General features: G+C 58.0%; 21 protein-coding genes and 1 tRNA gene. 6 read left to right on the forward strand and 16 right to left on the reverse strand.

All coding sequences use genetic code 11. The annotated features are described in order from the left end of the window. Positions 1-110: 110 nt before the first annotated feature. The 4 genes from obgE to ACZ6ZO_RS05165 all read right to left on the reverse strand — a co-directional run bounded on the left by obgE (position 111) and on the right by ACZ6ZO_RS05165 (position 5,332). On the reverse strand, positions 111-1,622 hold the full coding sequence (obgE, locus tag ACZ6ZO_RS05150) for a GTPase ObgE (protein ID WP_182385598.1): 1,512 nt from the start codon (positions 1,620-1,622) through the stop codon (positions 111-113). Between the two features lie 234 nt (positions 1,623-1,856). Then, the gene (gene rpmA / locus ACZ6ZO_RS05155) at positions 1,857-2,120 is read right to left on the reverse strand and encodes a 50S ribosomal protein L27 (protein WP_182385597.1); all 264 of its coding nucleotides are present in this window, start codon (positions 2,118-2,120) and stop codon (positions 1,857-1,859) included. Positions 2,121-2,161: 41 nt separating this feature from the next. Continuing rightward, positions 2,162-2,467 carry a 50S ribosomal protein L21 gene (gene rplU / locus ACZ6ZO_RS05160; protein WP_465291064.1) on the reverse strand — a complete coding sequence of 102 codons (306 nt, stop codon included), beginning with the start codon at positions 2,465-2,467 and terminating at the stop codon, positions 2,162-2,164. A gap of 159 nt (positions 2,468-2,626) precedes the next feature. Continuing rightward, the gene (locus ACZ6ZO_RS05165; protein ID WP_465291213.1) at positions 2,627-5,332 is read right to left on the reverse strand and encodes a translation initiation factor IF-2 N-terminal domain-containing protein; all 2,706 of its coding nucleotides are present in this window, start codon (positions 5,330-5,332) and stop codon (positions 2,627-2,629) included. A 794-nt stretch (positions 5,333-6,126) separates the two neighbouring features. Between ACZ6ZO_RS05165 and ACZ6ZO_RS05170 the strand changes: the two genes are divergently transcribed. Both ACZ6ZO_RS05170 and ACZ6ZO_RS05175 read left to right on the forward strand, forming a co-directional pair. Then, entirely contained in the window at positions 6,127-7,413 is a 1,287-nt protein-coding gene (locus tag ACZ6ZO_RS05170; RefSeq protein WP_182385594.1) for a hypothetical protein, read from the forward strand. Positions 7,414-7,612: 199 nt separating this feature from the next. Next, on the forward strand, positions 7,613-8,176 hold the full coding sequence (locus ACZ6ZO_RS05175; protein ID WP_208767935.1) for a hypothetical protein: 564 nt from the start codon (positions 7,613-7,615) through the stop codon (positions 8,174-8,176). Positions 8,177-8,405: 229 nt separating this feature from the next. Here the strand turns inward: ACZ6ZO_RS05175 and ndk are convergent, their stop codons facing one another. The 6 genes from ndk to ACZ6ZO_RS05205 are packed head-to-tail and all read right to left on the reverse strand — an operon-like array spanning position 8,406 to position 15,131. Next, positions 8,406-8,816 carry a nucleoside-diphosphate kinase gene (gene ndk / locus ACZ6ZO_RS05180; protein WP_182385592.1) on the reverse strand — a complete coding sequence of 137 codons (411 nt, stop codon included), beginning with the start codon at positions 8,814-8,816 and terminating at the stop codon, positions 8,406-8,408. 5 nt (positions 8,817-8,821) lie between these two features. Beyond that, positions 8,822-9,142, reverse strand: a complete 321-nt coding sequence (locus ACZ6ZO_RS05185) for a hypothetical protein (protein WP_465291067.1) — start codon at positions 9,140-9,142, stop codon at positions 8,822-8,824. 10 nt (positions 9,143-9,152) lie between these two features. Further along, on the reverse strand, positions 9,153-9,563 hold the full coding sequence (locus ACZ6ZO_RS05190) for a DUF4233 domain-containing protein (protein WP_182385590.1): 411 nt from the start codon (positions 9,561-9,563) through the stop codon (positions 9,153-9,155). Further along, positions 9,560-11,038 carry a bifunctional tetrahydrofolate synthase/dihydrofolate synthase gene (gene folC / locus ACZ6ZO_RS05195; RefSeq protein WP_465291069.1) on the reverse strand — a complete coding sequence of 493 codons (1,479 nt, stop codon included), beginning with the start codon at positions 11,036-11,038 and terminating at the stop codon, positions 9,560-9,562. Before folC ends, ACZ6ZO_RS05190 begins: the two co-directional genes overlap by 4 nt. A 5-nt stretch (positions 11,039-11,043) precedes the next feature. Further along, on the reverse strand, positions 11,044-12,480 hold the full coding sequence (locus tag ACZ6ZO_RS05200) for an Hsp70 family protein (protein WP_465291071.1): 1,437 nt from the start codon (positions 12,478-12,480) through the stop codon (positions 11,044-11,046). Positions 12,481-12,491: 11 nt separating this feature from the next. Next, complete coding sequence (locus tag ACZ6ZO_RS05205; protein ID WP_465291073.1) at positions 12,492-15,131, reverse strand: valine--tRNA ligase; 2,640 nt, start codon at positions 15,129-15,131, stop codon at positions 12,492-12,494. Positions 15,132-15,228: 97 nt separating this feature from the next. Here ACZ6ZO_RS05205 and ACZ6ZO_RS05210 point away from each other — a divergent pair, with 97 nt between their 5' ends. Beyond that, positions 15,229-15,894, forward strand: coding sequence for a MerR family transcriptional regulator (locus ACZ6ZO_RS05210; protein WP_182385586.1), 666 nt, complete (start codon positions 15,229-15,231; stop codon positions 15,892-15,894). Continuing rightward, complete coding sequence (locus tag ACZ6ZO_RS05215; RefSeq protein WP_465291076.1) at positions 15,891-16,256, forward strand: hypothetical protein; 366 nt, start codon at positions 15,891-15,893, stop codon at positions 16,254-16,256. The genes ACZ6ZO_RS05210 and ACZ6ZO_RS05215 overlap by 4 nt, the downstream gene beginning before the upstream one ends. A gap of 395 nt (positions 16,257-16,651) precedes the next feature. Here ACZ6ZO_RS05215 and ACZ6ZO_RS05220 read toward each other — a convergent pair whose 3' ends face one another. Next, positions 16,652-17,626, reverse strand: coding sequence for a malate dehydrogenase (locus ACZ6ZO_RS05220; RefSeq protein ID WP_182385584.1), 975 nt, complete (start codon positions 17,624-17,626; stop codon positions 16,652-16,654). Positions 17,627-17,909: 283 nt separating this feature from the next. Between ACZ6ZO_RS05220 and ACZ6ZO_RS05225 the strand changes: the two genes are divergently transcribed. After that, the gene (locus ACZ6ZO_RS05225) at positions 17,910-18,647 is read left to right on the forward strand and encodes a TetR/AcrR family transcriptional regulator (RefSeq protein ID WP_182385583.1); all 738 of its coding nucleotides are present in this window, start codon (positions 17,910-17,912) and stop codon (positions 18,645-18,647) included. Here ACZ6ZO_RS05225 and clpX read toward each other — a convergent pair. Continuing rightward, positions 18,644-19,921 carry an ATP-dependent Clp protease ATP-binding subunit ClpX gene (clpX, locus tag ACZ6ZO_RS05230; protein ID WP_182385582.1) on the reverse strand — a complete coding sequence of 426 codons (1,278 nt, stop codon included), beginning with the start codon at positions 19,919-19,921 and terminating at the stop codon, positions 18,644-18,646. The two genes, ACZ6ZO_RS05225 and clpX, sit on opposite strands and share 4 nt — an antisense overlap. A gap of 118 nt (positions 19,922-20,039) precedes the next feature. Here clpX and pcaD point away from each other — a divergent pair, with 118 nt between their 5' ends. After that, positions 20,040-20,801, forward strand: coding sequence for a 3-oxoadipate enol-lactonase (pcaD, locus tag ACZ6ZO_RS05235; protein WP_465291079.1), 762 nt, complete (start codon positions 20,040-20,042; stop codon positions 20,799-20,801). Positions 20,802-20,959: 158 nt separating this feature from the next. Here the strand turns inward: pcaD and ACZ6ZO_RS05240 are convergent, their stop codons facing one another. The 4 genes from ACZ6ZO_RS05240 to ACZ6ZO_RS05255 form a co-directional block, all read right to left on the reverse strand. Beyond that, complete coding sequence (locus tag ACZ6ZO_RS05240; protein ID WP_182385580.1) at positions 20,960-21,574, reverse strand: ATP-dependent Clp protease proteolytic subunit; 615 nt, start codon at positions 21,572-21,574, stop codon at positions 20,960-20,962. A 17-nt stretch (positions 21,575-21,591) separates the two neighbouring features. Continuing rightward, entirely contained in the window at positions 21,592-22,173 is a 582-nt protein-coding gene (locus ACZ6ZO_RS05245) for an ATP-dependent Clp protease proteolytic subunit (protein WP_182385579.1), read from the reverse strand. Positions 22,174-22,324: 151 nt separating this feature from the next. Further along, on the reverse strand, positions 22,325-23,677 hold the full coding sequence (tig, locus tag ACZ6ZO_RS05250; protein ID WP_465291082.1) for a trigger factor: 1,353 nt from the start codon (positions 23,675-23,677) through the stop codon (positions 22,325-22,327). Between the two features lie 145 nt (positions 23,678-23,822). Next, positions 23,823-23,896, reverse strand: a tRNA-Pro gene (locus tag ACZ6ZO_RS05255). Positions 23,897-25,248: the final 1,352 nt, after the last annotated feature.

Below are 25,248 nucleotides of genomic sequence, written 5' to 3' on the forward strand. Positions count from 1 at the left end.
TTCATGTCCAAAGGCCGGGCCCGCCGACGATTCCACGATTGGGAATTCGGCGGAGACATTGTCGCGATAAGGACCGACCGGCAAGGACTGTTCGTACATAAGGAATTAGTTTAACCCTGCCAACGATCCCGGTCGGCCACTTCCCCATCGCCATAGTCGAATTCGTCGATGAGACCACGGCGGGCCTGGGACGCACGCTTACGCTCCGCAGCGGAGGCGCGGGTTGTGCGCTCCAGGCGGATGTCGGTGCCACGGCCGGTCATGAGGGAATCGGCGCCCGCTGCCGTCATCGGTTCCCACTCGAAGGTGACATCGCCGATGGTGACCTGTGCACCCTCCACGGCACCTGCCTTGAACAGGGCTTCTTCCACACCGGCGCGGGCGAGGCGGTCGGCAAGGTAACCGATGGCTTCGTCGTTCTCGAAGTCGGTTTGGCGGATCCACCGCTCTGGCTTGGTGCCGCGCACGATGAAGGCACCTTCGAACTCGGGGTCCTTTTCCACAACGAACCCTTGTTTGTTGGAAACGGCATCCACGGCCTGCGGGCGGATGATCGTGCGCACCTCTGCCTTGGCCTTCGGGTTTGCTTTGCGATGCTGTTGCACGATCTCAAGCAGCTTGTATTTCAGTGGCTCAAGCCCCTGGTGCGCTGCAGCGGAAATAATGAACACTGGCCAGCCGAACTTTTCCTCGATGTCTTCCTTGAGGAATTCGGCGAGCTCCAGTGCCTCAGGGACGTCAGTCTTGTTCAGCACCACGATGCGCGGCCGGTCTTTCAGATCCCCAAGCCCCACGTCGTGGGACAGCGCAGACTCATACAGGGCAAGTTCGTTCTCCAAGGCCTCAATGTCGGAGATCGGATCGCGGCCCGGATCCATCGTCGCGGTGTCAACGATGTGCGCGAGCACGGCGGTGCGTTCAATGTGGCGGAGGAAATCGAGCCCCAAGCCCTTGCCCTCGCTGGCGCCCGGAATAAGGCCGGGAACGTCCGCGATGGTGAACGTTTCATGCCCCACTTCCACTACACCTAGATTCGGCTGCAGCGTCGTAAATGGGTAGTCACCGATCTTCGGCTTAGCCGCCGACAGCACGGAGATCAGCGATGATTTACCTGCGGACGGAAACCCCAGCAAGCCGACGTCAGCCATGGATTTCAGCTCCAGGATGACGTCGTGTTGCTCACCTGGCTCGCCCTTCAACGCGAAACCAGGGGCTTTGCGGGCGCGGCTCGCCAACGATGCGTTACCCAAGCCACCGTGCCCGCCTTCCGCAGCGATGTAGCGCATACCGTGGGCAGTGAGGTCTGCCATGACCTCACCCTTGTCGTTCATTACTACTGTGCCGGCCGGAACTTCCAAAACAAGATCTTCGCCCCGAGCACCATTGCGGTGATCACCCGCACCGTTTGCGCCACGCTGCGCCTTGATATGCGGACGGTAGTGCAAATCCAGCAGCGTGTGGACCTGCGGGCTAGCTTCCAAGATGATGTCTCCGCCGTGTCCGCCATTGCCACCGTCCGGACCGCCGAGAGGCTTGAATTTTTCACGGTGAATCGACGCACAACCATTTCCGCCGTCACCGGCCATCAAATGGAGGACCACGCGGTCAACGAAACGGTTCATGGAACTTCCTTCTGGTTAAAATGCAGGCGCTTATCGACGCCCAGTATGCACCATTCTAGGTGCCGGAGGGATTCGGTTAATCATATAGGGCCTGCGGAAATTTAGCGTACCGATGGGATTTTCCAGGCCTGAAACGTCCCATCCGTACGCTAAATCTGCGCCCTCACCTGCTGGAAAACGAAACCCGCACCCCAGTTTCCTGGATGGTGCGGGTTTGCGCGTTACAGCTGTATGTTACGCCTCAGCCTCGGCTGGGACGATGTTCACCATGCGACGGTTGCGCTTGGTGGAGAACTGGACAGCGCCAGCCTTGAGAGCGAACAGGGAGTCGTCGCCGCCACGGCCAACGTTCTCGCCTGGGTGGAACTTAGTTCCGCGCTGACGGATGAGGATCTCGCCGGCCTTGACCTGCTGACCACCGAAGCGCTTTACGCCAAGGCGCTTTGCCTCGGAATCGCGACCGTTAGAGGTCGAGGATGCACCCTTCTTATGTGCCATTTGGTTTTCCCTCCTTCAGGAAAGCTATAAAGCCTGCCGGCTTACTTGATCCCAGTTACCTTGACGACGGTCAGTGGCTGACGGTGGCCCTGACGCTTCTTGTAACCAGTCTTGTTCTTGTACTTCAGAATCTTGATCTTCGGGCCCTTGGTGTGCTCGACGATCTCAGCGGAAACGCTGACCTTGGAAAGCTTTTCAGCATCGGTGGTAACAGTTGCGCCATCGACGAGCAGAACCGGGGTGAGAGCCACGGACGAACCTGGCTCACCCTCGATCTTCTCGACCTTGACGAGGTCACCTTCGGCAACCTTGTACTGCTTGCCGCCGGTCTTGACGATCGCATACATAGGAGGGCTACCCCTTTATCTAGAACTCGGCTCGGGCGCTTGCGGTGCACCCGATTGGACAAATGATTTTCTTTGCGTCTACAGCAGCTTTATCAGCCTGTAAACAGCGACTGTCAAAGACTACCCGGTAAACGCCTAAAAGTACAAACCGCGTGCTCGCTAGCCCCGGTTACGCCGTACCGCACGTCGCTTTCCACGTGATTGTTGTGGCTCTTGCGACTTTTGAGGTTCCGGCTGCGCTGGGTTCTGCGCCTCCGAGAGTTTCTTCACGGCGCGACGTCGGCCCCGGCGCGGGGCGGACGCAGCAGGCTTATCGACGCCCTTCTTCTCATTCACCTCTTCCTGAGGCTGATCTGGGGTGGCGAGTTTCTTCACGGCGCGACGTCGGCCCCGGCGTGGCGGCGCAATTTCCGTCACTTCGGTAGTCTCAGCAACTTCTTTCTCAGGTTCCGGCTTCTCGAAGTCAGCTTTACGTGGAGGCACATCTGACTTGGAGTTGCCTCGAGTGGCGCGACGACGACGCGGGGAGGCGTTGTATTCCTCGAGTGCTTCCTCGTACGTTTTCGCTGGCTGGAAATCCTTGCCGGAGGGCTCTTCCGGATCGGTGTCTTCGGCGGTCGCGACGGCTTCGGAAGCGATCTGCTCAATCTCAGCAATGTTTTTCTCGCTGGCAGTGTTCTTCCCGCGGCGGCCGCGGCGACGCTTCGCTGGCTTTTCTGGCTCTTCTACTGCCACAACGGCAGCTGCCAGCTCTTCGATACTTGGAGATTCTTGTTCCTCGTTGTCCTCCGTGGTCTTGAGCATAGCCTTGATAGTTGGGTGCTCTTGTGGCTTGTGCTCCCGGCGCTTCTCAGCGGCCTTCGCAGCAGCCTTTCCGTAGATTGGACGGTCTTCTTCCTGCTCGATCGGGTCGGTGTGCAGGATGATGCCTCGACCTTGGCAGCACTGACACTCGGTGGAGAAGGTCTCCAACAGTCCGGTACCGAGCTTCTTTCGGGTCACCTGAACCAGGCCTAGCGAGGTCACTTCGGACACCTGATGGCGAGTACGATCCCGTCCCAGGGCTTCGGTCAGGCGCCTAAGGACCAGATCCTGGTTTTCGGGAAGGACCATGTCAATGAAGTCAATGACGATCATGCCGCCCATGTCACGCAGGCGCATTTGACGCACGATTTCTTCGGCGGCTTCCAGGTTGTTTTTGGTGACGGTTTCTTCCAAGTTGCCACCAGCGCCGGTGAACTTGCCGGTGTTGACGTCAATGACAGTCATCGCTTCGGTGCGATCGATCACCAGGGTGCCACCGGATGGCAACCAGACCTTGCGAGCCAGCGCCTTATGGATCTGTTCATCGATGCGGTAGAACTCGAAGGCGTCCACGCCACCGTGGTCGTAGGATTCGTACTTTTCCAACCGTTCCGCCAGGTCAGGCGCCACGGAGTTGACGTAGGCGTGCACCGTGTTCCAAGGGCGATCGCCGTCAACGACAAGCTTGTCAAAGTCCTCGTTGAACAGGTCGCGGACCACTTTGACCAGCATGTCTGGCTCTTCGTACATGGTCACTGGCTTAGCACCCCGGGAAGCTTTCTCTTCCTTGGTGCGGTCCTGAATCTGCTCCCACAAGGAGTGCAGGCGGTTCACATCCGCGCTGATTTCCCGCTCGTGGACTCCCTCTGCGGCGGTACGGATGATTGCACCACCATCACCAGGGATGATCTCCTTGAGGATTTCCTTTAGACGCTTGCGCTCCGGCTCGGGCAGCTTACGGGAGATACCCGCGGAACGGCCACCAGGGACGTAGACGAGGAAGCGTCCCGCTAGGGAAATTTGCGTCGTTAAGCGTGCCCCCTTATGCCCCACCGGGTCCTTGGTGACCTGCACCAATACCTGGTCGCCCGACTTCAGCGCCTGCTCAATCTTGCGGGACCGCCCGCCTAGGCCCGCGCTGCGCCAATCAACCTCGCCAGCGTAGAGCACACCGTTGCGCCCCTTACCGATGTCAATGAAGGCAGCCTCCATGGACGGCAGCACGTTCTGCACCCGACCAAGGTAGATGTTGCCCACCATGGTGGTCTGCGTCTCGGAGGTCACGAAGTGCTCCACCAGCATGGAGTCCTCCAACACACCTACCTGTGTGACGCGCCCCAGGCCGTCTTCGCGCTCCTTCTCACGGACCACCATCACGCGCTCAACCGACTCACGCCGTGCCAAGAACTCCGCCTCGGACACGATGTGGCGCTTCTTGCGGCCTTCTTCACGACGCTCCGTCCGCCGACGCCGCTGCGCCTCCAAACGCGTGGACCCCTTGATACCAACCGGCTCCTCAGGGACCTCCTCCACAACCGCTGGGGTTTCCTCCGCACCACGGCCACGGCCTTTGCCACGACGTCCACGACGCTTCGGTGCACTTACTTCTTCATCATCATCAATTGGTTGAGCCTCAACGACGGGCTCAGGAGCCTTGAAAATCGGAGCGATAAAGACATTCTCCGGAGCCGGGGTGATCGCAGGCTCCACATCAGCCAGCAGCTCCTCCTCAGGCTCCACCTCGAGGGCGGCCAGCTCTCGCTCAACCTTCTCCTCGATCTGGCTAATCTCATTAGCCACGTTCTTTTCCACGCGACGACGCAACGCGTCATCTGCAGGATCGTCCTGCTCCTTCTTCGCTACCCGCTTGGCGCGACGCTTCGGCTTCTCTTTTTTAGGATCCTCTTTTTGGGGTTCCTTAGCGGCTGCCAGTGCATCCAGCACTTGCTCGGCTTCTGCGCGCGACAGCGACGATTGCGCCACCTTCTTAATCCCCACTGCGCTCAGCTCGGCCACCAGCTCCTTGGACGTGATTCCCAACGCCTTAGCCAGCACATGCACCCGGGTTTTCTCACCCAATTGCGTTCTATCAATTTCTGCAGCACCGTTTACCACGGTCAACTCCTATGTTTAATTTAAGCCACGCTTCCCGGGCGCTGGCACCCAGATAAGGTCCGCCGCCGCGCAGGTCACGCGCATGTTTTACATTGAAAAGCCTGAATCGTATCCGTTCAGCGAATCCCTGGATAGAGAGCGAACTAGAGTACGTGGTTCCTATTGTGACACACCGAACCGATCTCCTGCATTAACGGCGGCGCTTGACTATGAAAGTTAATCCCACCCCTGGGAAATGCTCGACGCTATGAGTCTGAACCAGGCACGAGACACAGGGATGAGAACTTTTTTGCAGCTACAATTTAAAGCTTCATTTACATCAACTTTATTTGACAGCGACACTCGGAACGTTAAACATTCACCACCCCGACGGACGTCACAAAAATACCTGAGCAGGGGCCACTGACACCGCTTCCCCCACCGTAGGCCACTTAAGATTCCCACCCTAAAGTTACCCCCACATTGGGGGCTTTTTCTCCCTGCGAATTATTTCTCACCTAAAACTATAACAATCTAGCAACTATTAAAAACCCAACAGGCATCCACATTGAACAATGTCCACCACTCGGTAAACTGCAGGTAAACCGTTAACCATTTGCTTAAGTAACAAATCTTACATCCATTAACATTGGTTACTTATTTTGTGACCAAGTCAACATGTCTTACTTGCTTTTAAGGTTTCTCTACGCGGATCCTATAACTCGATCACATCAAACTAATTTTTCTGAAAGGAACCACCCGTGAGGCTCTCCGCTCTCGCTGCCGGACTGTTGGCCATCGGCCTGACCGTGTCCCCAGCACACGCAGCAACCACCGTTGACACCTACCCAGAGACCCCAAAGCTGAATCCACAGCTCCCACTCATCCACACCCTCCACGGCTCTGACTCCATCAAGCCAAACATTCAGAACCCTCACCCAGTGTGCAACGCCTGGGAAGACTACCGCACGGTCGCCTACAAGGTCACCGACTCCTTCACTCCTGCGGGAACCGTGTCCACCACCAACCACACCCAAGATGACATCAACTTGGAGCAAAGCCTTTCTAAGACCCAGGCCATCAAGCTCAATGTCCAGGGCGACCAGACCAGCAGTGTCAACGCAAACGCGGGTTACTCTCAGAAGGGTGCGTCCTTCGGTATCGCAGCCTCATTTGCTCAGAAAATCGGCCTTTCCGCGTCCTACGAACTGTCCTGGCAGGTCGGCCAAAAGATCGGCCCTTACAAGGTTCCAGCCGGTTCCACCGGCGAAGCCACCTACGGCTTCCGCACTGTGACCTTCTCCGGCACGCAGCAGTACTGCAAGCTGGACGGCACCTGGTCCAACCCGACTCCTTGGGTTGCTATCACCCCGGTCAAGAACGAAGTCCAGGTTCGCACCTACGACACGTTGGCCGGTGCACACCCGGACATCACCCCATCTGACCTGGCAGACGAGCACGCTACTGCTCCTGTGGATCCAGAAACCAATGAGACTGTCGACGCAGCTGATCCAACTCCAGAAGAGATCACTGACTTGACGGGCGTGGTTCCAGTGGACGAGGAAATCAACACGAACCTCGATTTGCAGCCACACTTCACCGTCTCTTCTGCAAAGGCTCCTGGCTACGCTGGTGTCGTGGCGGTCAAGGCTAAGAACGTTGGTGACAAGCGCTACTTCAACGAAAATGGTGTCACTACCTTCCGCGTTGATATCTACACGGCTGAAGGCCCTGAAGAGGTTGACCGCGTCATCACCGGCTATGGCAAGAACGGCGCGCACATCCGTGACCTCGGGTTTGACCGCGCAAAGTCTGTCCGTTCCTTCGAGATCACGCTGTCTAACCCCGTCGAAAAGGGCGATGACCAGATCATTGCCACACTGCACTTCGGCGACGGCCTCACCAAGCTCGGCCGTTTGAAGAACAACATCGTGATCACCCAGACCGCCCGCGTCGAAGGTGACAACTCCGTGAACAACGACGCAAACGTTGACTCCCGCGAACACACCACTGATGACTTCGGCGAGACCAACGCTGGCTTGTTCTAACGTCACTCTTTCCGTGGCCTCTTGCCTTTGTGGCAAAGAGGCCACATTTTTAGTTCCACAGTGCATGTTTTCCGTTAACCTGTCGCTTATGGGTCCTGTTCGAGCGCATCTACGACCATGGTCATGGTCACTCTTGGTGCCGGTTTCCGCGTCCTCGGTGGCAATGAAACTCCAACTGCTCTCAACCACTGGAGTCTTTGTGAGTGCGATCGTCTCGGTCGTGTTTCTGCTGGCCTACTTGTACGCCCAAACCCCGGCCCGAGCCGTTTTCGACGTCTACCGGGCTCCCGAAGAATACCCGGTGCCCTGGGGACGTGTCATTTTCCCGCCCGCGGCGGTGGTCTGCGGGGCGATCGGGCTCCCCGACACCGCCGCGTCGGATGCATTGCTGCTCACGGCCGGTACTGCGGCAGGAACCTTATCAATGCACACTCTCTTTTCCCGAGGCCTTCGTGAGCAGCGCCTCCGCCTCCGCACGCTGGCCAGCCGCACAGAAATCTCGGAACTCACCACTACCCGTCTCACCGCCCTCGACGAGCACCGCGAGTTAGCCCACACCCTAGCCACCATGGGAGCATTCGATGGCACCAGGGTCCGCGTATCCTCAGTCTCCCCCGACTACGAGGCAGTACTCAGCGCCGGTAGCGCCCTCGAGCGCCACGGGCTGGCCCGCATCTCCCCCATGATGCACGCCGACGACCGCAGCAAATGGTGGATCGAACTCACCGCGCTCGGCGTGCAAGCGCTTGCTTCACGACGCTAACCCCTTCATTCTGGGGCCCTTGCATGCCTGTATATCCACTCCGCCCGCAATCCCCGGGAAGCATTCCCCGGGTTTCGGAAGAAAAAACAAGAAAAAGTACAACTGAAGCCCTAAACCTCCCCGAGATCCGGGAAACGCTTCCCGGGTTTCGCAATCGCCTGCCCCAAGTCCCCATCCCCAACACAAAACCCCGCCTCAATGAGGCGGGGTGAAAACCAAAACGTTTGTTTTACAGGTTAGGGAACCAGATTGCGATCTCGCGCTCTGCGGACTCTGGGGAGTCGGAGCCGTGGACGACATTCTCGCCGACGGTCAGGGCGAAGTCGCCACGGATGGTGCCTGGGGTGGCCTTGGATACTGGGTCGGTGCCACCGGCCAGCTGGCGCCAAGCCTCAATTGCGCGTGGGCCCTCAACGATGCCTGCAACGAGTGGTGCGGAGGTGATGAAGGAGACGAGCTCGCCGAAGAATGGCTTGTCTGCGTGCTCAGCGTAGTGCTTCTCTGCGGTTTCCTTGTCTGCTACACGCAGATCCATGGCGGCGAGCTTGAGGCCCTTGCGCTCGATGCGGGCGATGATTTCACCGACGTGTCCATTTGCAACACCGTCTGGCTTGATCAGGATGAGAGTACGTTCAGTCATGGCGATTAGTTTACCTGCTCCACTAGTTCCACTGCAGTCTTGAGGTCGCAATAGCGGTACCACAGGCGTACCTGTTTAATCGCAGCGTAGCCTTTACCCTGGTCTTTCAGGTTTTTGATGGTGTCTTTTTGTTCCGGGGTGAGGGTGATGGGGTCGCGTTCCAGGCGAATTCGGTTGTTGCGTTTTACAAACCCGCTGACCAAGCTGGAGCCGGCAGCAATGATGAACACCACGGCCAGCCAGAAGCTCATACCGGTGGCTCGGACATAGACAGCAAGTAGCGCGAAGATTGCGCACGCAAAGAAGTCCAGGTTTCGCATGAACATGCACAAACTCCTAGTCGTGTTGGGTGGTGAGCAAGCCTCGTTGCATGCGCTCAATCAGGTTTTTACGCAGCACGAGGATGTACGCCCATACTCCCACGAAAATCAGTCCCATGATGCCCATTGATGGGTGTACGAAGAATCCCACGACCGCGAGCACCTGCAGTACGAGGTTGACGGGCAGTGCGATAGGTAGCTTTTGCATGAATGCCCACACGAACATCAGAGCACCGACGATGGTGACATAAACCCAGTTCAGCGTGGTCCAGTGCTCGCCGTTGTCCACGCGGAGGATGACGGTGAGCACCAGCCAGATGGAGATCGCTTCCATGACGAGGGTACCGGCCATGACGCCGCGCAGTCCTTTCATGGGGTCTTTGACGGGGGCATGTCCGGGGCCGAGTGGGCCGTATTGCTGGGTCATGCAGGTTCCTTTCCAAACAGTGCGCGGGCTTCACCGGCGGTGACGACGGAACCGGTGATGATCACACCTGCTCCTGACACGCTTCCACCTTCTGAGGTATCTTCGGCCAATTCGACTGCGACTTCCACGGCGTCGACAAGCGTGTCCGCTACATGGACGCGCTCCTCACCGTAAATCTCGCGGGCTAGCTCTGCCAGTTCGTAGGCGTCGAGGACGCGTGGCGAGGTGTTCTGAGTAACCACCAGCTCGTTGAGGTACGGTTCGAGCTGTTCAAGCACACCGCGCGCGTCTTTGTCGGCGAGCACAGAGACCACGCCGATTACGCGGCTGAAGGAGAAATCTCGGTCGAGCGCCTGGCCAAGGGCTCGCGCCCCGTGCGGGTTGTGGGCAGCATCGATAAAGACGGTGGGGGTGGCACGGACGCGCTCGAGTCGGCCGGGAGAGTCCACCGACGCGAAACCGGCGCGCACCGTATCGACGTCCAGTTGCCGGCCCGCCCCGGCACCGAAGAATGCTTCTACCGCCGCCAGTGCCACCGCTGCGTTGCGGGCCTGATGCTCGCCGGAAAGCGGGAGGAAAATGTCCTCGTATTCGCCACCTAGGCCACGCAGGGTGAGCTGCTGTCCACCCACCGCAATGGTGGAGGACACCACGCCGAATTCCGACCCGGCGCGCGCCACAGCAGCATCGACCGAGACGGCTTTCTCCAGGATCACCCTCATTGCAGCTGGATCCTGCTCCGCGATAACCACTACGTTGTCCGGAGGGGAAAGCAGATCGTCGGTGTCCCAGCGAGACTTAATAATGCCGGCTTTTTCTGCGGCGATCTCTGCGATGCTCTCCCCCAAGATTCCCGTATGGTCCAACCCGATTGGGGTAATCACGTTGACGTCTGCATTGATGACGTTGGTGGCGTCCCACCGCCCGCCGAGCCCAACTTCGATCACCGCGACATCAACTGGGGCGTCAGCGAACGCTGCGTACGCCATGGCCACCAGTACCTCGAATTTGGACATCCGCACGCTAGATCGGGCATCCACCATCTCAACATAAGGTTTGATTTCCTCCCAGGTTCGCACATAGTCACGTGGGTGGATTGGCATGCCGTCGATGGCAATGCGTTCGGTAACCAACTGTAGGTGCGGGCTGGTAGTGCGCCCCGTGCGACGATGGAAGGCCCTCATGAGCGCTTCGATCATGCGGACCGTAGAGGTCTTGCCGTTGGTACCGGCCACGTGGATAGCGGGGAATGCGCGCTCTGGGTTGCCTAGCAGGTCCATGAGCAGTTCGATTCGTTCGAGGGACGGATCGATCTGGGTTTCGTTCCACCGCTGATCCAGTTCCGCCTCTACCGCTGCGAGGGCGACGAGATCGTCGTGAGTAATCTCTCGGGAGGCAGGCTCATTCGTTGGTCCTGCAGCATCAATGGGCAGCGTGAGCCCGGTTTCGTCCAGGGAAACCTCGTGTTCAGACATGCGTTTTAGTGTAGCGCACGCACTTCGACAGCTGTTTCGAAGTGTTCGGCTGGGATACCGATCCTGATGACGGCGATACCGTTGGCGTCGGTGCTGATCGTTTCCACCACTTCTGGCCAGGGGTACCCATCCGGCCAGCGTTGTACTGGAACCTGGGCGAGTTCCTCTTGGCTGAGGTGCCGCAGAGCCGGGTCGAAGGGCACCAAGACTTCGGCGAGGACGCTGAAATCTCCTGGGTTGTTCGGAGAGAATTCCACGTAGCGGAACCAACCGATGTTGTGCGCCGCCCAATAGCGACTGGTGGCAGTGGCTTCGGTTTCCCGGCCGGGTTCCAGGATGGTGTCGAGGCTGACGTCTGCTCCGCTGTTGCGCTCCCGGAACACGCCGATGCCACGGGAGACTTTATCGCGGAGCAGGAAGTCGGAGTCCGGGTCAGCGGCGATGGCGAGTCCCACAGCCGTCGACGCAGTGGGCAGCGGTGAGCGGTGGACGCGGTGTCCGTAGCGTTCGCGAAGCAGCCGAGGAATCAGGGGCAGCGAGCTTGCGCCGCCCACCAGGTAGATGCCCGCAATGTCGGTATCAGTGAGGTTCTCTGATTCACCAATTAACGGTTTGAGCACCTCATAGGTCTGCTCCACCAGTGGCTGCGCTGCATCGTAAAACTCTGATACTGGCAGCACTACCATGTCGTCGCCGGCTTCAATCATGATGCGACGCGACTGCGGTTTGAGCTGCTCTTTCGCGGTGCGGGCTGCTTCCATGAGGTCAACATCGGTGCCCAGCTGTTCCCGCGCCATGTCGGCGAGCAGCGCGTCGAAGTCATCGCCACCGAGCCTGCCGATGCCGAGGGTCTTTTCCACGAGGTGTTCGTTGTCGTCGATCCGCATGAGTGTGCAGTCGAAGGTGCCACCACCGAGGTCGTAAACGATCACGGTGCGCCGTTTCGTGTTCAAAGTTCGCGCGTGCCGGTGGGTGTATTCGAAAGCAGCCGCCGAAGGCTCGTTCACCATCCCGGTTACCGTGGCACCGGCTTGGGTGAAGGCGGTGAGCGTCATGAGGCGCTGCGTGGAATGCGCGTTCGCCGGGACGCCCAGCACGATCTCAATGGAATCGGTGTCATAGAGTCGGCGGAGTTCGTCCACTACCGCACGAGCGAACACGGCGAGAACCTCCCCGAGCGGGAACGTTTTCTCACCGATCTGCACTGGAGTATTCGCGTTGGCATCGGGCGTCGCCAGCAGGCGTTTGAAGGAGCGCACGTTATCCGTGCACTCCTGCGCTGCCCAGCCCGCGACCAATTGGTCACCGGCCAGACCAACCACCGTTGGAATAAACTCCCGCAGGTCACCGTAGGTATCTTCCACTGCGACCACGGGGTAGTTCCCGCGGTCTACAGCAGCGATTACGGTTCGGGTGGTACCAAAGTCAATGCCAAAGCGCATGACACTAGACCCTAGCCGAGCTCCCCAAGTCGTGCAGTGATGCGCTCGAACTCTTCCTTAGCCAGTGCCTGACGAGCCTTGATCTTCTCCACCACAGCCTCTGGCGCCTTCGCCAAGAAAGCCTCGTTACCCAGCTTCTTCGCGGTGGTGTCCAGCTCCTTCTCGGCAGCCTTGAGATCCTTCTCCAGGCGCTTGCGCTCAGCCGCCACATCCACACTTCCGGAGGTATCCAGTTCCACCTCGATGGTGGCTTGGCTCAGGCGAATCTCGATGCTTGCGCTCGGGGTGAAGTCTGCAGGCTTCTCGACGCGCGCTAGGCTCCGAATCGTGTCCTCTAGCGATTCCAGGTCTGCTGCAGCAAAGTCCAGTCGCGCTGGAACCCACTGAGAAGGCTTCACACCCTGATCGGAGCGGAAGCGACGGATCTCCGTGATGAGCTTTTGCACATCCTCGATGCGACGAGCTGCATCCGCATCTGCAGGTGCTCCCCCATTCGTCGTATCAGCGGTTGGCCACTGCGCGATTACGAGGGATTCGCCGTCGGTAAGCGCCTGCCACAGCGTTTCGGTGACAAACGGCATTGCTGGGTGCAGCAGTCGCAGCACCACGTCGAGCACCCGACCGAGAACCAGCTTGGTGTTCTCGCCCTGCTCAGTCTGGCCTTCGCGCGGGATCTGGACCTTCGCAATCTCGAGGTACCAGTCGCACACCTCGCCCCAGACGAAGGCGTAGAGCTCCTCGTTGGCCTTTGCAAACTGGTAGCGGTCCAGGTAGTCATCTACATCGGCGCGGACCTGCTCGAGGCGGTCGAGGATCCACTTGTCGGCGTCGGTAAGGTTCTCGCGAGCTGGGAGCTCGCCCACCACCGCGCCGTTCATCAGCGCGAACTTCGTGGCATTGAACAGCTTGGTGGCGAAGTTACGGGAGCTCTGGGCCGCGTCCTCACCCACTGGAAGGTCGACGCCAGGGTTCGCGCCACGCGCCAAGGTGAAGCGCAGAGCGTCGGCGCCGTACTTTTCCACCCAGTCCATCGGGTCAATACCGTTGCCCAGGGACTTAGACATCTTGCGCCCCTGTTCGTCACGCACCAGGCCGTGCAGGAAGATGTCCGTGAATGGGATCTTCGGCAGGTCACTGTTCTTGCCGGCGAAGGTGCCGAACATCATCATGCGGGCAACCCAGAAGAACAAAATGTCATAGGCCGTGACCAGCACCGAGGTCGGGTAGAACTTGTCCAACTCTGGGGAGCCCTCAGGCCAGCCCATCGTGGAGAACGGCCACAGCGCGGAGGAGAACCAGGTGTCAAGGACATCCTCGTCCTGGACGTAGCCTTCCGGTACTTCTTCACCAGGACCAACGCAGATGACGTCGCCGTCGGGACCGTACCAAATCGGAATGCGGTGACCCCACCACAGCTGGCGCGAAATGGTCCAGTCGTGCATGTCATCGACCCAGTCGAAGTAACGCGGCTCGAGGTTGGCTGGGTGAATCTTGGTGTCGCCGTCACGAACTGCGTCACCGGCCATCTTGGCCAGCTCTGCTACCTTCACGAACCACTGCAAGGACAGGCGTGGCTCGATTGGCTCACCGGTGCGCTCGGAGTGGCCGACGGAGTGCAGGTACGGGCGCACCTCTTTCACGATTCTGTTTTGTGCAGCCAAGGCTTCACGGATCTTCACGCGGGCCTCGAAGCGATCCATGCCATCGAATTGGGTGCCGGTATCGGCGATGTGACCGGTGGCGTCCATGATGGTTGGCATGTCCAGGCCATGGCGTTGGCCCATCGCGTAGTCATTCGGGTCGTGAGCTGGGGTGATCTTCACCGCGCCAGTACCGAACTCTGGGTCAACGTAATCATCGGCGATGACAACCATCTCGCGCCCCTCAATGAATGGGTGCTTGAGCTTCTTGCCCACGAGATTCTTATAACGTTCGTCATCTGGGTGGACAGCGACTGCGACGTCGCCGAGCATCGTCTCGACGCGGGTGGTGGCGACAACAACATGGTCGCCGTCTGGGTCACCGTAGAGGATGCTCACCAGCTCACCCTCGACGTCCTTGTAGACCACCTCAATATCCGAGACAGCGGTCTCCAGCACAGGGGACCAATTAACCAGGCGATTCGTGCGGTAAATCATGCCCTGGTCGTAGAGCTGCTTGAAGATGGTCTGGACCGCATTAGACAGTCCTTCATCCAGCGTGAAACGCTCGCGAGACCAGTCGACACCAGAGCCGATGGCGCGCATCTGCTCGGTGATCTTGCCACCGTACTCGCGCTTCCACTCCCAAACCTTCTCGATGAACTCCTCGCGCTCGTAGTCCCAGCGCTTCTTCCCCTCGGTCTCACGCAGCATCGCCTCGACCTTGGTCTGGGTAGCAATACCGGCGTGGTCCATGCCTGGAAGCCACAGGACCTCAAAGCCCTGCATGCGCTTGCGCCGGGTAATCGCGTCGATAAGGGTGTTGTTCAGCGCGTGTCCCATGTGGAGCTGGCCCGTCACGTTCGGCGGTGGCAGCATGACAGAGAATGGCTGCTTGTCGCTGCTTGGATCAGCAGTGAAGTAGCCCTTTTCTACCCACCCCTCGTACAGGCCCTTTTCTACAGCCTTCGGGTCCCAGCTCTTTGGAAGTTTATCCGCGCGATTAGTCATGGAGACTATCTTAACGCGGTCTACAACTGCACCAGTGGCGGGGTTCTACACCGGGATTCCTTGACCCTCACACTGTGTCATGGTTTACAACTGGGGCATGAAGATTTCTGATGTTGCGAAGGCATGCGGTTGCTCGGTGCGCACTATTCACAACTACCATGCACTTGGGGTGCTCCCAGAGCCTCGTCGCACGTCTGCGAACTATCGGGAGTATTCGGTGAATGACCTGGCGCACGCCTTCCAAATCAGAACCTTGAGCCAGGCAGGGATCCCACTGAAAAAGATCGGTACAGCGCCGCTTTCTGAGCTCGTTACCGAAGCCCAGGCGAATCTGGATGCTCAAGAACAGGCTATTGCGGAGCAACGCCGTCGCTTAGAGCTGTTAGCCCTAGGCGAAGTAGGCGCGCCGCGGGCTGTCACGCAACTGCTCGTTGATGTCATCGGGAATTCAGATTTTGCCAAGCATGAGATTGCCATGCTTGATCTCATGGTCATTGCAGGGGTCACTACTCCCCGCACGTGGGAGCTGTTGTCTCGAAATCTCAAGTCAGCCAGCCACATAGCTGCAACGCGAAAGCTCGCAGCGCTTTGGAGCTGCTCAGAGCCGACCACTGAGGTACTGCAAGAGTTCCGGGAAGCTGTTCCGCAGGCCTACACTCAAGGAATCGAAGAAACCCTCCGCCCTGGTTCTCTGCCATTCCAGCTCTCAGACCTAGACCTTTCTCCTGCTCAGCGAAAGCTACTTGAGGCTGCGCTGCCATGAAATGGTTCGGGCTCGTTGTCCTTGTCCTCCTCGGAGTTCACATTGCTCAGGCCACCCGCCACGGCATCAAATCCGTTCTCCCGGTCCGGGTGTTTCTTCAGGAGCTGCAGTTATGGCGCGACTTTTACTATTTTGTTCGTCGCAGGCAGTTCTTTCCCACCGATGCCCACCCCATCATGCACACCAAAGGGATGTGGACACTCCCCATCGCCATCGGTTGCGCGTCGATCATCGAGCTCATCGCCATTGAACTGTTGTTGGATTCCCTAGCTTTGCGGCTCCTGCTCGCGGTATTAAGTGGCTATGGAATTGCTCATTGCTTATTGTGGTCGACAGTACGTCTACCCAAGTTATATGGATAGCTCCACATTCGTAATCAAAGTAAAGGGAACTGAAATTGCATTGATTCCCATTACTTCGATCACGAGCATTCACCCCTTGAGAACTTTTGCTACAGACAACCACCTGATCAAAAATGAATGCCTCATTCTGGGAGGACCCGAAGGCACAAACATAGAGGTCATTCTGGATCCTCCAGTTCGAGCACTGGGACCTCGCTGGTGGTGGCAGGAGAAACAAGAATTCCCAGTGTTACGCCTGCAATTGTGGGCGGACAAGCCCGAAGGGGTTAGTAAGTAAAATTCTGCATTTCGCACCTCCGAGAGCCCCAATCGTAGGCCAAAATATCGAGTTTTACGTACGGTGTCCAATAGAAAAAGTGCCCTTCCTACTTGGGAAGGGCACTTATCAAACGGATCTAGCCAAGCAGGTCCTTGACGGCTTCGCGCTCGTCGAGGAGTTCGGCGACGTTAGCGTCGATACGCTTGCGCTGGAAGTCAGAGATCTCCAGGCCTTCGACAACCTTCCACTCGCCACCTTCAGCGTAGGTTGGCAGACCAACAACGATGCCCTCTGGGATGCCGTATTCGCCGGTGGATGGGATAGCAGCGGTAACCCACTTGTCGGTGCCGTTGATCCAATCGTGCATGTGGTCGATGGCTGCGGAGGCTGCGGAGGCTGCAGAGGAGCTGCCGCGAACGTCGATGATTTCTGCGCCACGCTTTGCTACGCGTGGGATGAACTCACCCTCGTACCAGTCAGCGTCCACGAGCTCGCTCACAGGCTTGCCTTCACAAAGAGCGTAGGTGATGTCTGGGAACTGGGTTGCAGAGTGGTTGCCCCAAACGACCATCTTCTCGAAGTCGGTGGAGTCCTTCTCCAGCTTGGTAGCCAGCTGGGACAGCGCACGGTTGTGATCCAGGCGCATCAGTGCAGAGAAGCGAGATGCAGGTACATCTGGAGCTGCGGACTGTGCGATCAGCGCGTTGGTGTTTGCAGGGTTGCCTACGACGACGACGCGGATGTCATCAGCCGCATTGTCGTTGATGGCCTTGCCCTGTGGTCCGAAGATCTTGCCGTTGGCTGCGATCAAGTCAGAACGCTCTTCACCCTTGCCACGTGGCTTTGCGCCGACAAGGAAAGCAGCAGATGCGCCGTCGAAAGCCTCGTTAGCGTTGGCGGTGATGCGGATGTTCTTCAGCAGTGGGAATGCGGAGTCCAGGAGCTCCATTGCTACGCCTTCGGTGGCGCGCAGGGCTGGCTCAATCTCCAGCAGGTTGAGCTCGACTGGTACGTCCTTGCCGTAGACGTCACCGTTGGCAATGCGCCACAGGAGGGAGTAGGCGATGTTACCGGCGGCACCGGTGACGGTGATCTTCTTTGCAGAGGTCATAGGTTCAAGGTCCTTTCAAAAGGCGACCACAAAGTGTGTACTAGCTACTACAGTAGCGAGAATTTCGCCCTCACACAGAGCGAAGGATGTGGTTCAACTCAAACGGGTGCAGGCCAATGCTCACATCATTAAGTCTCCAGTACCCCAATTCTGGGTTGACCACCCGGAAAACAAACTGGTTGTTTAGGTATTTGCCTAACCCTTGTCCCTACAACCAGACTTTTTGAGGCACGATAAGTTCTATATACCCATTGGCAAAAATGTGAAGAAAAGGTTTGGAACTGTGAGCACCCTCGTCGATTCTGATACCCCAACACCTTCCACAGAACGTGTTGTTGAAGTGGCGCTGACTCAATTCGCCCGTACCGGATTCGAGGAAACCAAGATCGACACCATTGCGCATGAGTCTGGGATGTCGAAGCGCATGATTCATTACCACTTTGGGGATAAAAAGGGTCTCTACCTGGCGGCCCTGAAGTTGGCTATTGCGCATTTGCGCCCAGAGCCGCAGGATATGGAGCTGGAATCGACGGTTCCGGTTGAGGGGGTCCGCAAGGTAGTTGAGGTGATTTACCGCCGCATTACTTCTCACCCGTGTGCGGTGCGGTTGATGGTGCTTGAGAACCTGTTCGGCTGGGGCGACATGAAGAATTCCACCCCGTTGGCGGATCAGTCAGTGGTGATGCTACAGATGGACAAGCTGCTGATGATGGGCCAGGATGCGGGCGCGTTCCGGTCAGGCATTTCCGCTGTGGATGTTTATTCGATCATTACGTCGATTTGTTTCCACCGCACCGTGTACAACGCGACTTTCAACAACCTGTACTCCATCGACCTGGAGGATGAGGCGAACTTCGAGGGGAACCTCAATCTGGTCATTGACACGGTGCTCGCGTTCCTCACGTCGAACCTGGGTTCACGCGAGGAAATGAGTTACCTCAAGCTGCGTTCTGACAGCAACGATAAAGGGGCTAGCAGCGCTATTTACGACGACTTGTCAGCCCCTACTGTGGAGTTTTAGGCTGTCTTTTCTTTCTCTGCAGTGGTCACGAGCCGCGGTTCGGCTTCACCGCGCGCTACGTGCTCATTGATCACCACTTCTGCGAGGTCTTCCCGATCCGGAATGTCGTACATGATCGGAACCAGGATTTCCTCCATGATGGAGCGCAGGCCACGGGCGCCGGTCTTACGCTCGAGCGCCAGATCCGCGACGGCCTCCAGCGCTTCATCGGTAAAGACGAGGTCGACGCCGTCCATCTCGAACAGGCGCTGATACTGCTTCACCAGCGAGTTTCGTGGTTCGGTGAGGACTTTCACCAGGGAATCACGGTCCAGGTTCGTGACGGTTGCCACCACGGGGAGGCGACCGATGAATTCTGGGATGAGGCCGAACTTCACCAGGTCCTCGGGGCGAACCTCGGAGAAGATGTCCACTTCATCGCGGTCTACCTTGGAAGCAACCTCAGCACCGAAGCCCAGGCTGGTTTTGCCACGGCGAGCCTCAATGACCTGCTCCAGGCCAGCAAACGCGCCGGCCACGATGAACAGGATGTTGGAGGTATCCAGCTGGATGAATTCCTGGTTCGGGTGCTTACGCCCGCCTTGTGGTGGGACGGCAGCGACGGTACCTTCCAGGATCTTCAGGAGCGCCTGCTGCACGCCTTCGCCGGAGACATCACGCGTGATGGATGGGTTCTCCGACTTGCGGGAAATCTTGTCTACTTCGTCGATGTAGATGATGCCGCGCTGGGCGCGGGCGACGTCATAGTCAGCAGCTTGCAGGAGCTTCAGCAGAATATTTTCCACGTCTTCACCGACATAACCTGCTTCGGTCAGTGAGGTGGCATCGGCGATGGCGAACGGGACGTCGAGAAGCTTTGCCAGCGTCTGCGCGAGGTAGGTCTTGCCGGAGCCGGTCGGTCCGAGCATCAGGATGTTAGACTTAGCCAGCTCGATGTCGTCGTCTTTTTTGCGGCCGAGCGCTTTGGTTTCCTCGGCGCGGATGCGCTTGTAGTGGTTGTACACAGCGACGGCGAGGACGCGCTTAGCCCGATCCTGCCCGATGACGTACTTGTCTAGGAACGCGGAGATTTCCTTCGGCTTCGGCAGCTTCTGCTCGTCTTGTCGCTCTGCGGCAGCGGTGTTGAGCTCTTCCTCAATGATCTCGTTGCACAGTTCGATACATTCGTCACAGATGTACACACCGCCACCTGCGATGAGCTTTTTTACCTGCTTTTGACTCTTCCCACAGAAGGAGCATTTGAGCAGGTCAGCGCTTTCTTGCATGCGTGCCATGGAAGTGTTGATCTCGCAATCGTTGGTTACCTACGGATGCCCTACCCTACCGCACTTTTTGTCACGGGCAACAATGCCCCGCCGCTTACCGACGCCCTTTCCCGCTACCCTGGAGCCCATGACTACTTCCTCATTGCATGTTCGCGAATTTGGCACTGCTGGCGTTCCCCTCGTCCTCATCGGTTCGCTGGGGTCGTCGATCAAAATGTGGCTGCCACAGCTTGATCATTTTTCTGCGTCCCGGCGGGTGATTGCGGTAGATCTGCGTGGCCACGGCAAGTCCGAAATAATTCCCGGCTCCACCACTATGGCCGAGCTAGCTGACGATGTGCTCGCTGCGGTCGATGCACCCGTTTTCGACGTCATGGGTCTTTCCTTGGGTGGGGGTATCGCGCAACAGATCGCGCTTTCGTCGCCGGAACGAGTGCGCCGATTGGTACTCGTTTCCACTGCCCCGAAATTCGGCGAGTCCGAAGCATGGGCACAAAAGGCTGCAGACGTGCGCGTCGGCAAGCTGGACGAGTTGTCCCAGGGCACCATCGAGCGCTGGTTCTCACCTGGCTGGCTGCAGTCTCATCCCGCATCCCGCGAATACTGGCGGGCCATGGTGGCAGATAGCCCAGCGGAAGGCTACGCGGCAGCATGTACAGCGCTGGCTGCGTTTGATACCCGAGAGCTCCTCCAGACGATCGACAAACCTACCCTCGTGGTGGCAGGAACGCAGGACACGTCCACACCGCCAGAGGTAGTCAAGCAGCTTGCCGACGGCATCCCCGGAGCCCAATACCACGAGTTCAATCCCGCAGCGCACCTGCTCAATATCGAGCGGGCCGAGGAATTCAATTCGCTAGTGGAAGAGTTTCTCGGCGAAGGTAGTTAGCAGCTTCCCCGGCCATGGCAAGGAGTGTTTTCCAGCGTTTTCCATCTGGATAACATGCTCGGGACGGGAGTAACCGCTGGACGGCTCTGCATCTGCTGGCACGGTGCTCAGAAATAAAGAAAACGCCTCGGATCGAATCATCCGAGGCGTTTTTCTTTTTAGCCGTTCAACTTGCGGTAATCAAAGACCTGGTCAATGATTCCGTACTCTACTGCTTCTGCGGCAGTGAGAATCTTGTCACGGTCAGTATCGATGCGGATCTGCTCCGCGGACTTTCCGGTGTGGTGCGCCAGCGTGGTCTCCATGAGAGTTCGCATACGCTCGATCTCCGCTGCTTGGATTTCCAAGTCGGACACCTGCCCTTGGACGCCACCGGTGGCTGGCTGGTGGATGAGGACGCGGGCGTTCGGTAGTGCCGCGCGCTTGCCTGGGGCACCCGCTGCAAGCAGCACTGCGGCGGCGGAAGCAGCCTGGCCGAGGCAGACGGTTTGGACGTCTGGGCGGACGTATTGCATGGTGTCGTAGATCGCCATCAGCGAGGTGAAGGAACCACCTGGGGAGTTGATGTACATGGTGATGTCGCGATCTGGGTCGAGTCCTTCGAGGACGAGGAGCTGCGCCATGATGTCGTTGGCGGCGGTGTCGTCCACCTGGGATCCCAGGAAGATGATGCGCTCTTCGAAGAGCTTGTTGTAGGGGTTGGATTCCTTCGCCCCGTAGGAGGAGTGCTCTACGAAGGACGGAAGGACGTAACGGGAAGATGGCATCTGCATTGTGTGACAGTCCTTCCTTAGTTGGTGATGTCGCCGTGCTTGGCGTGTTCGATGACGTGGTCGACGAAGCCGTATTCTTTGGCTTGCTGAGCGGTGAACCAGCGGTCGCGGTCAGAGTCCTTGGTGATCTGCTCGAAGGTCTGGCCGGTGTGCTCAGCGATCAGCTCGGCCATTTCCCGCTTGGTGTGGGCAAACTGCTCAGCCTGGATGGCGATGTCGGACGCGGTACCACCAACGCCGGCAGATGGCTGGTGCATCATAATGCGTGCGTGTGGCAGGGCGTAGCGCTTGCCTTTGGTGCCAGCGGACAGCAGGAACTGCCCCATGGATGCGGCCAGGCCCATGCCGTAGGTGGCGATGTCGCATGGAGAGTACTTCATCGTGTCATAAATCGCCATACCGGCGGTGACGGAGCCACCTGGGGAGTTAATGTACAGCGAGATGTCGCGGGTTGGATCCTCGGCGGACAGCAGCAGGATCTGCGCACAGAGCTTGTTGGCGATGTCGTCGTCCACCTGGCTGCCCAGGAAGATGATGCGCTCGCGGAGCAGTCGCTCGTAGACGGAGTCACTGAGGTTCATTCCGTTCGGTGAAGTCATGAATTCCCTACTTTCTGATCTTTGTTAGCAACCAATGTAACGCAGGTTGGGGCGTCGTCATGCCCGTGTTCGCTGACAGCGTTGCTGGGCTTACCGACGCCAAAGGCAAAGGCCCAGCACACTGCTGGGCCTTTAAGTGTCTAGCCGCTGATTACTCAGCTGCTTCTTCTGCTTCTTCTTCGGTCTCTGGGCCGAAGTATTCGGAAGCGTCAACAGCGTTGCCGTCAGTGTCCTTGACGGAGGTCTTGCAGATTGCGGCTGCCAGTGCCTTGCCGCGACGAACGTCGGCAAAGAGGTTGGCGATCTGGCCGGACTGAGTCAGCTGCTGCACGAACTGATTAGGATCCATGCCGTAGGACTGTGCGGTGAACAGGATGTGGTCGGACAGCTCCTGCTGGGAGACCTCTGGCTGCTCTTCCTCAGCGAGGACGTCGAGGAACAGCTGGGTGCGGACTGCTTCTTCAGCGGACTTGCGGGAGTCGGCGTCGAACTGCTCGCGGGTGGTGCCCTGTGCTTCGAGAAGGGACTCGAAGAGCTTCTCGTCGCCACCGAACTGGCCGAGCAGCTGCTGCAGCTGGCCCTGGACCTGCTCTTCCACGATGGATTCTGGAAGCGGGAACTCGGACTGAGCCAGGGCTTCCTTCAGGACGGCGTCGCGAATTGCGGATGCCTGCTGGCCCTTGGAGTTTTCCTCGACCTGCTTTGCCAGGGACTCGCGGAGCTCTTCGATGGTGTCGAACTCGGAGGCCATTTGTGCGAACTCGTCGTCGGCCTCTGGGAGTTCACGCATCTTGGTTGCGGTGACCTCGACCTTGACCAGTGCTTCCTTGCCGGCGTAGTCGCCCTGCTCCAGGGTGGTGGTGAATTCGGCTTCTTCGCCCTTCTTCATGCCCACGAGGGTCTGGTCCAGGCCGTCGATAAGCTCGTTGCTACCAATTTCGTGGTTGAGGCCCTCGGTGGTTGCTTCCTCAACTGGCTCCCCGTCAACGGTGGCGGAGAGGTTGATGGTGACGAACTCGCCCTTCTTGAGCTTGTGGTTGTGGTCCTTCAGGGTGCCGAAGCGCTCGCGGAGGTTGTCGAGTTCCTGCTCGACAGCTTCTTCCCCAGCAGAAACGGCTGGGACCTCGACGAAGATCTTGGAGAAATCAGGGACGGTGATCTCTGGGCGAACGTCGACGTCTGCGGTGAACTCAACGAGCTCGCCGTCTTCCAGCTTGGTGATGTCGATGACTGGCTGGCCGATGACCTTGAGCTCGTTTTCTTCCACTGCCTTGGAGTAGCGGGAAGGAATCATGTCGTTGATGACCTGCTCCAGGACTGGGCCGCGGCCGATGCGAGCCTCAAGGATCTGACGGGGAGCCTTGCCCTTACGGAAGCCCGGGATGGAAACCTGCTGAGACAGCGTCTGGTAAGCCTGATCGAACTCTGGCTTGAGTTCCTCGAAAGGAATCTCGACAGTTACCTTGACGCGCGTGTCATTCAGCTGCTCTACAGAACTCTTCACGAGTAAATCTCCTGGGTTGGTTAGTTCGGGTATTTAGATCAACACTCTACCTGTGTCGTTTACACCCCCTATCAACAAGGGTGCCTTAACAGCGGCCCGACAAACAAAAAATGAGGTACCACTATCAAGTGATACCTCATATTTGTCGGGGCGACAGGATTTGAACCTGCGACCCTCTGCTCCCAAAGCAGATGCGCTACCAAGCTGCGCCACGCCCCGTTAAATGTTCCGCTGCTGTGCGGTACGAGAGATGACTTTACACAGAACCATAAGAGGAAAGCAAAACAGCAGGTTATTAAACGTTTCGCAGGCGCTTTACGACGCCTCCCCCCAAAAAAACGAACATCCTGCGTTCAATCGCTGACGTGAACCGGGAGATCACCAAGTCCGCTGCGCTTTGCACTGTAACCCAGGGTGAATCACATACTAAGACCCTCCAGTCTGCACTGAACCAGTTCACTGGCCGTAGGTGGAACACGCAAACGGATGCGGACAGGGCCGTAGGGAGCGGAAAGTCCCGCGCACGGATGGAAGGCAGGTTTAAGGGACAAAAAGTGTGTCTGAATTCTGTAGGAAAGCCTGGTCAGGCTATGCGATTCGGTAGTTTATATTGCTTGAGGCCCAACCAACGACAAGCCGAACGGACGCACATTTCTTTACTTAACCCGACATTACGCCCCCGAGGTTGCTTCAGAAATGCCTCCACCAGCCCGAACTTCTGGAGGGTAATGTCGGGGTCGATACGCTATCAACCTGACACGCATTTTGCGTGTTAAGGGACAGAATGTGTGCCTGAAATCCACAGTAAAGCCAGGTCAGGGCATGTAAACAGGTGTTGTATATTGTTTGGGGCCTTATAAACCCACAAATCTTGTTCAATACCGCGAGTGATACCGCACCTGTGATAGCAGACGCGGTTACCTAACTCCGGTGACCAAAAACCCGACCCCGATGCCCCGTCTGCCTGGGACAAAAGCAAAAAATCAACGGCACCACCAGGTGACGATGCGCCACCTGTGGCGCTTCGACCACCTAAACCAGAGCTGATCTCACACACGTGGCGAACTTTCCGGGCTTTCCATGCTTATGCTGTCAGCTCAATCGCAATGACCGATACTGCAAGCTGGTGAGGTATCTCCCGATGGAGCAAGCCAACCGGGAAACAGGCCGACCGGTCCTGTTGCGTCAACGGCTATGTCAGCCGACTGCCAACACACTAGTGCCTGGCCGGGCACGCATTGTGCTGTTTAACCCTGTAAAACCCGGGAAGCATTCCCCGGGTCTCGGTGATTTTTTAGGCTTCACACCTGCTATTTCGCTGTTTTTGGCCCAAGATCCGAGAAATGCTTCCCGGGTTTTAGTAAGAATCTTCAGGGGCCGTGATCAGAGCCTCCAGAAGTGCAGTAGCAACACAAAGACCGACCGGCGACACGCCGACCAGACACACATTTTGCCCCCTTAACCCCATTTTGCTACTTAACCCACTTAACCCCGCAGTCCCCTTCCACAAAAAACAAAAAAGCAACCAGCGTCCCGGCTGGTTGCTTCGTTATTAGAAATTGGAGGGAATG

This window comes from Corynebacterium sp. NPDC104732, from assembly GCF_055583565.1.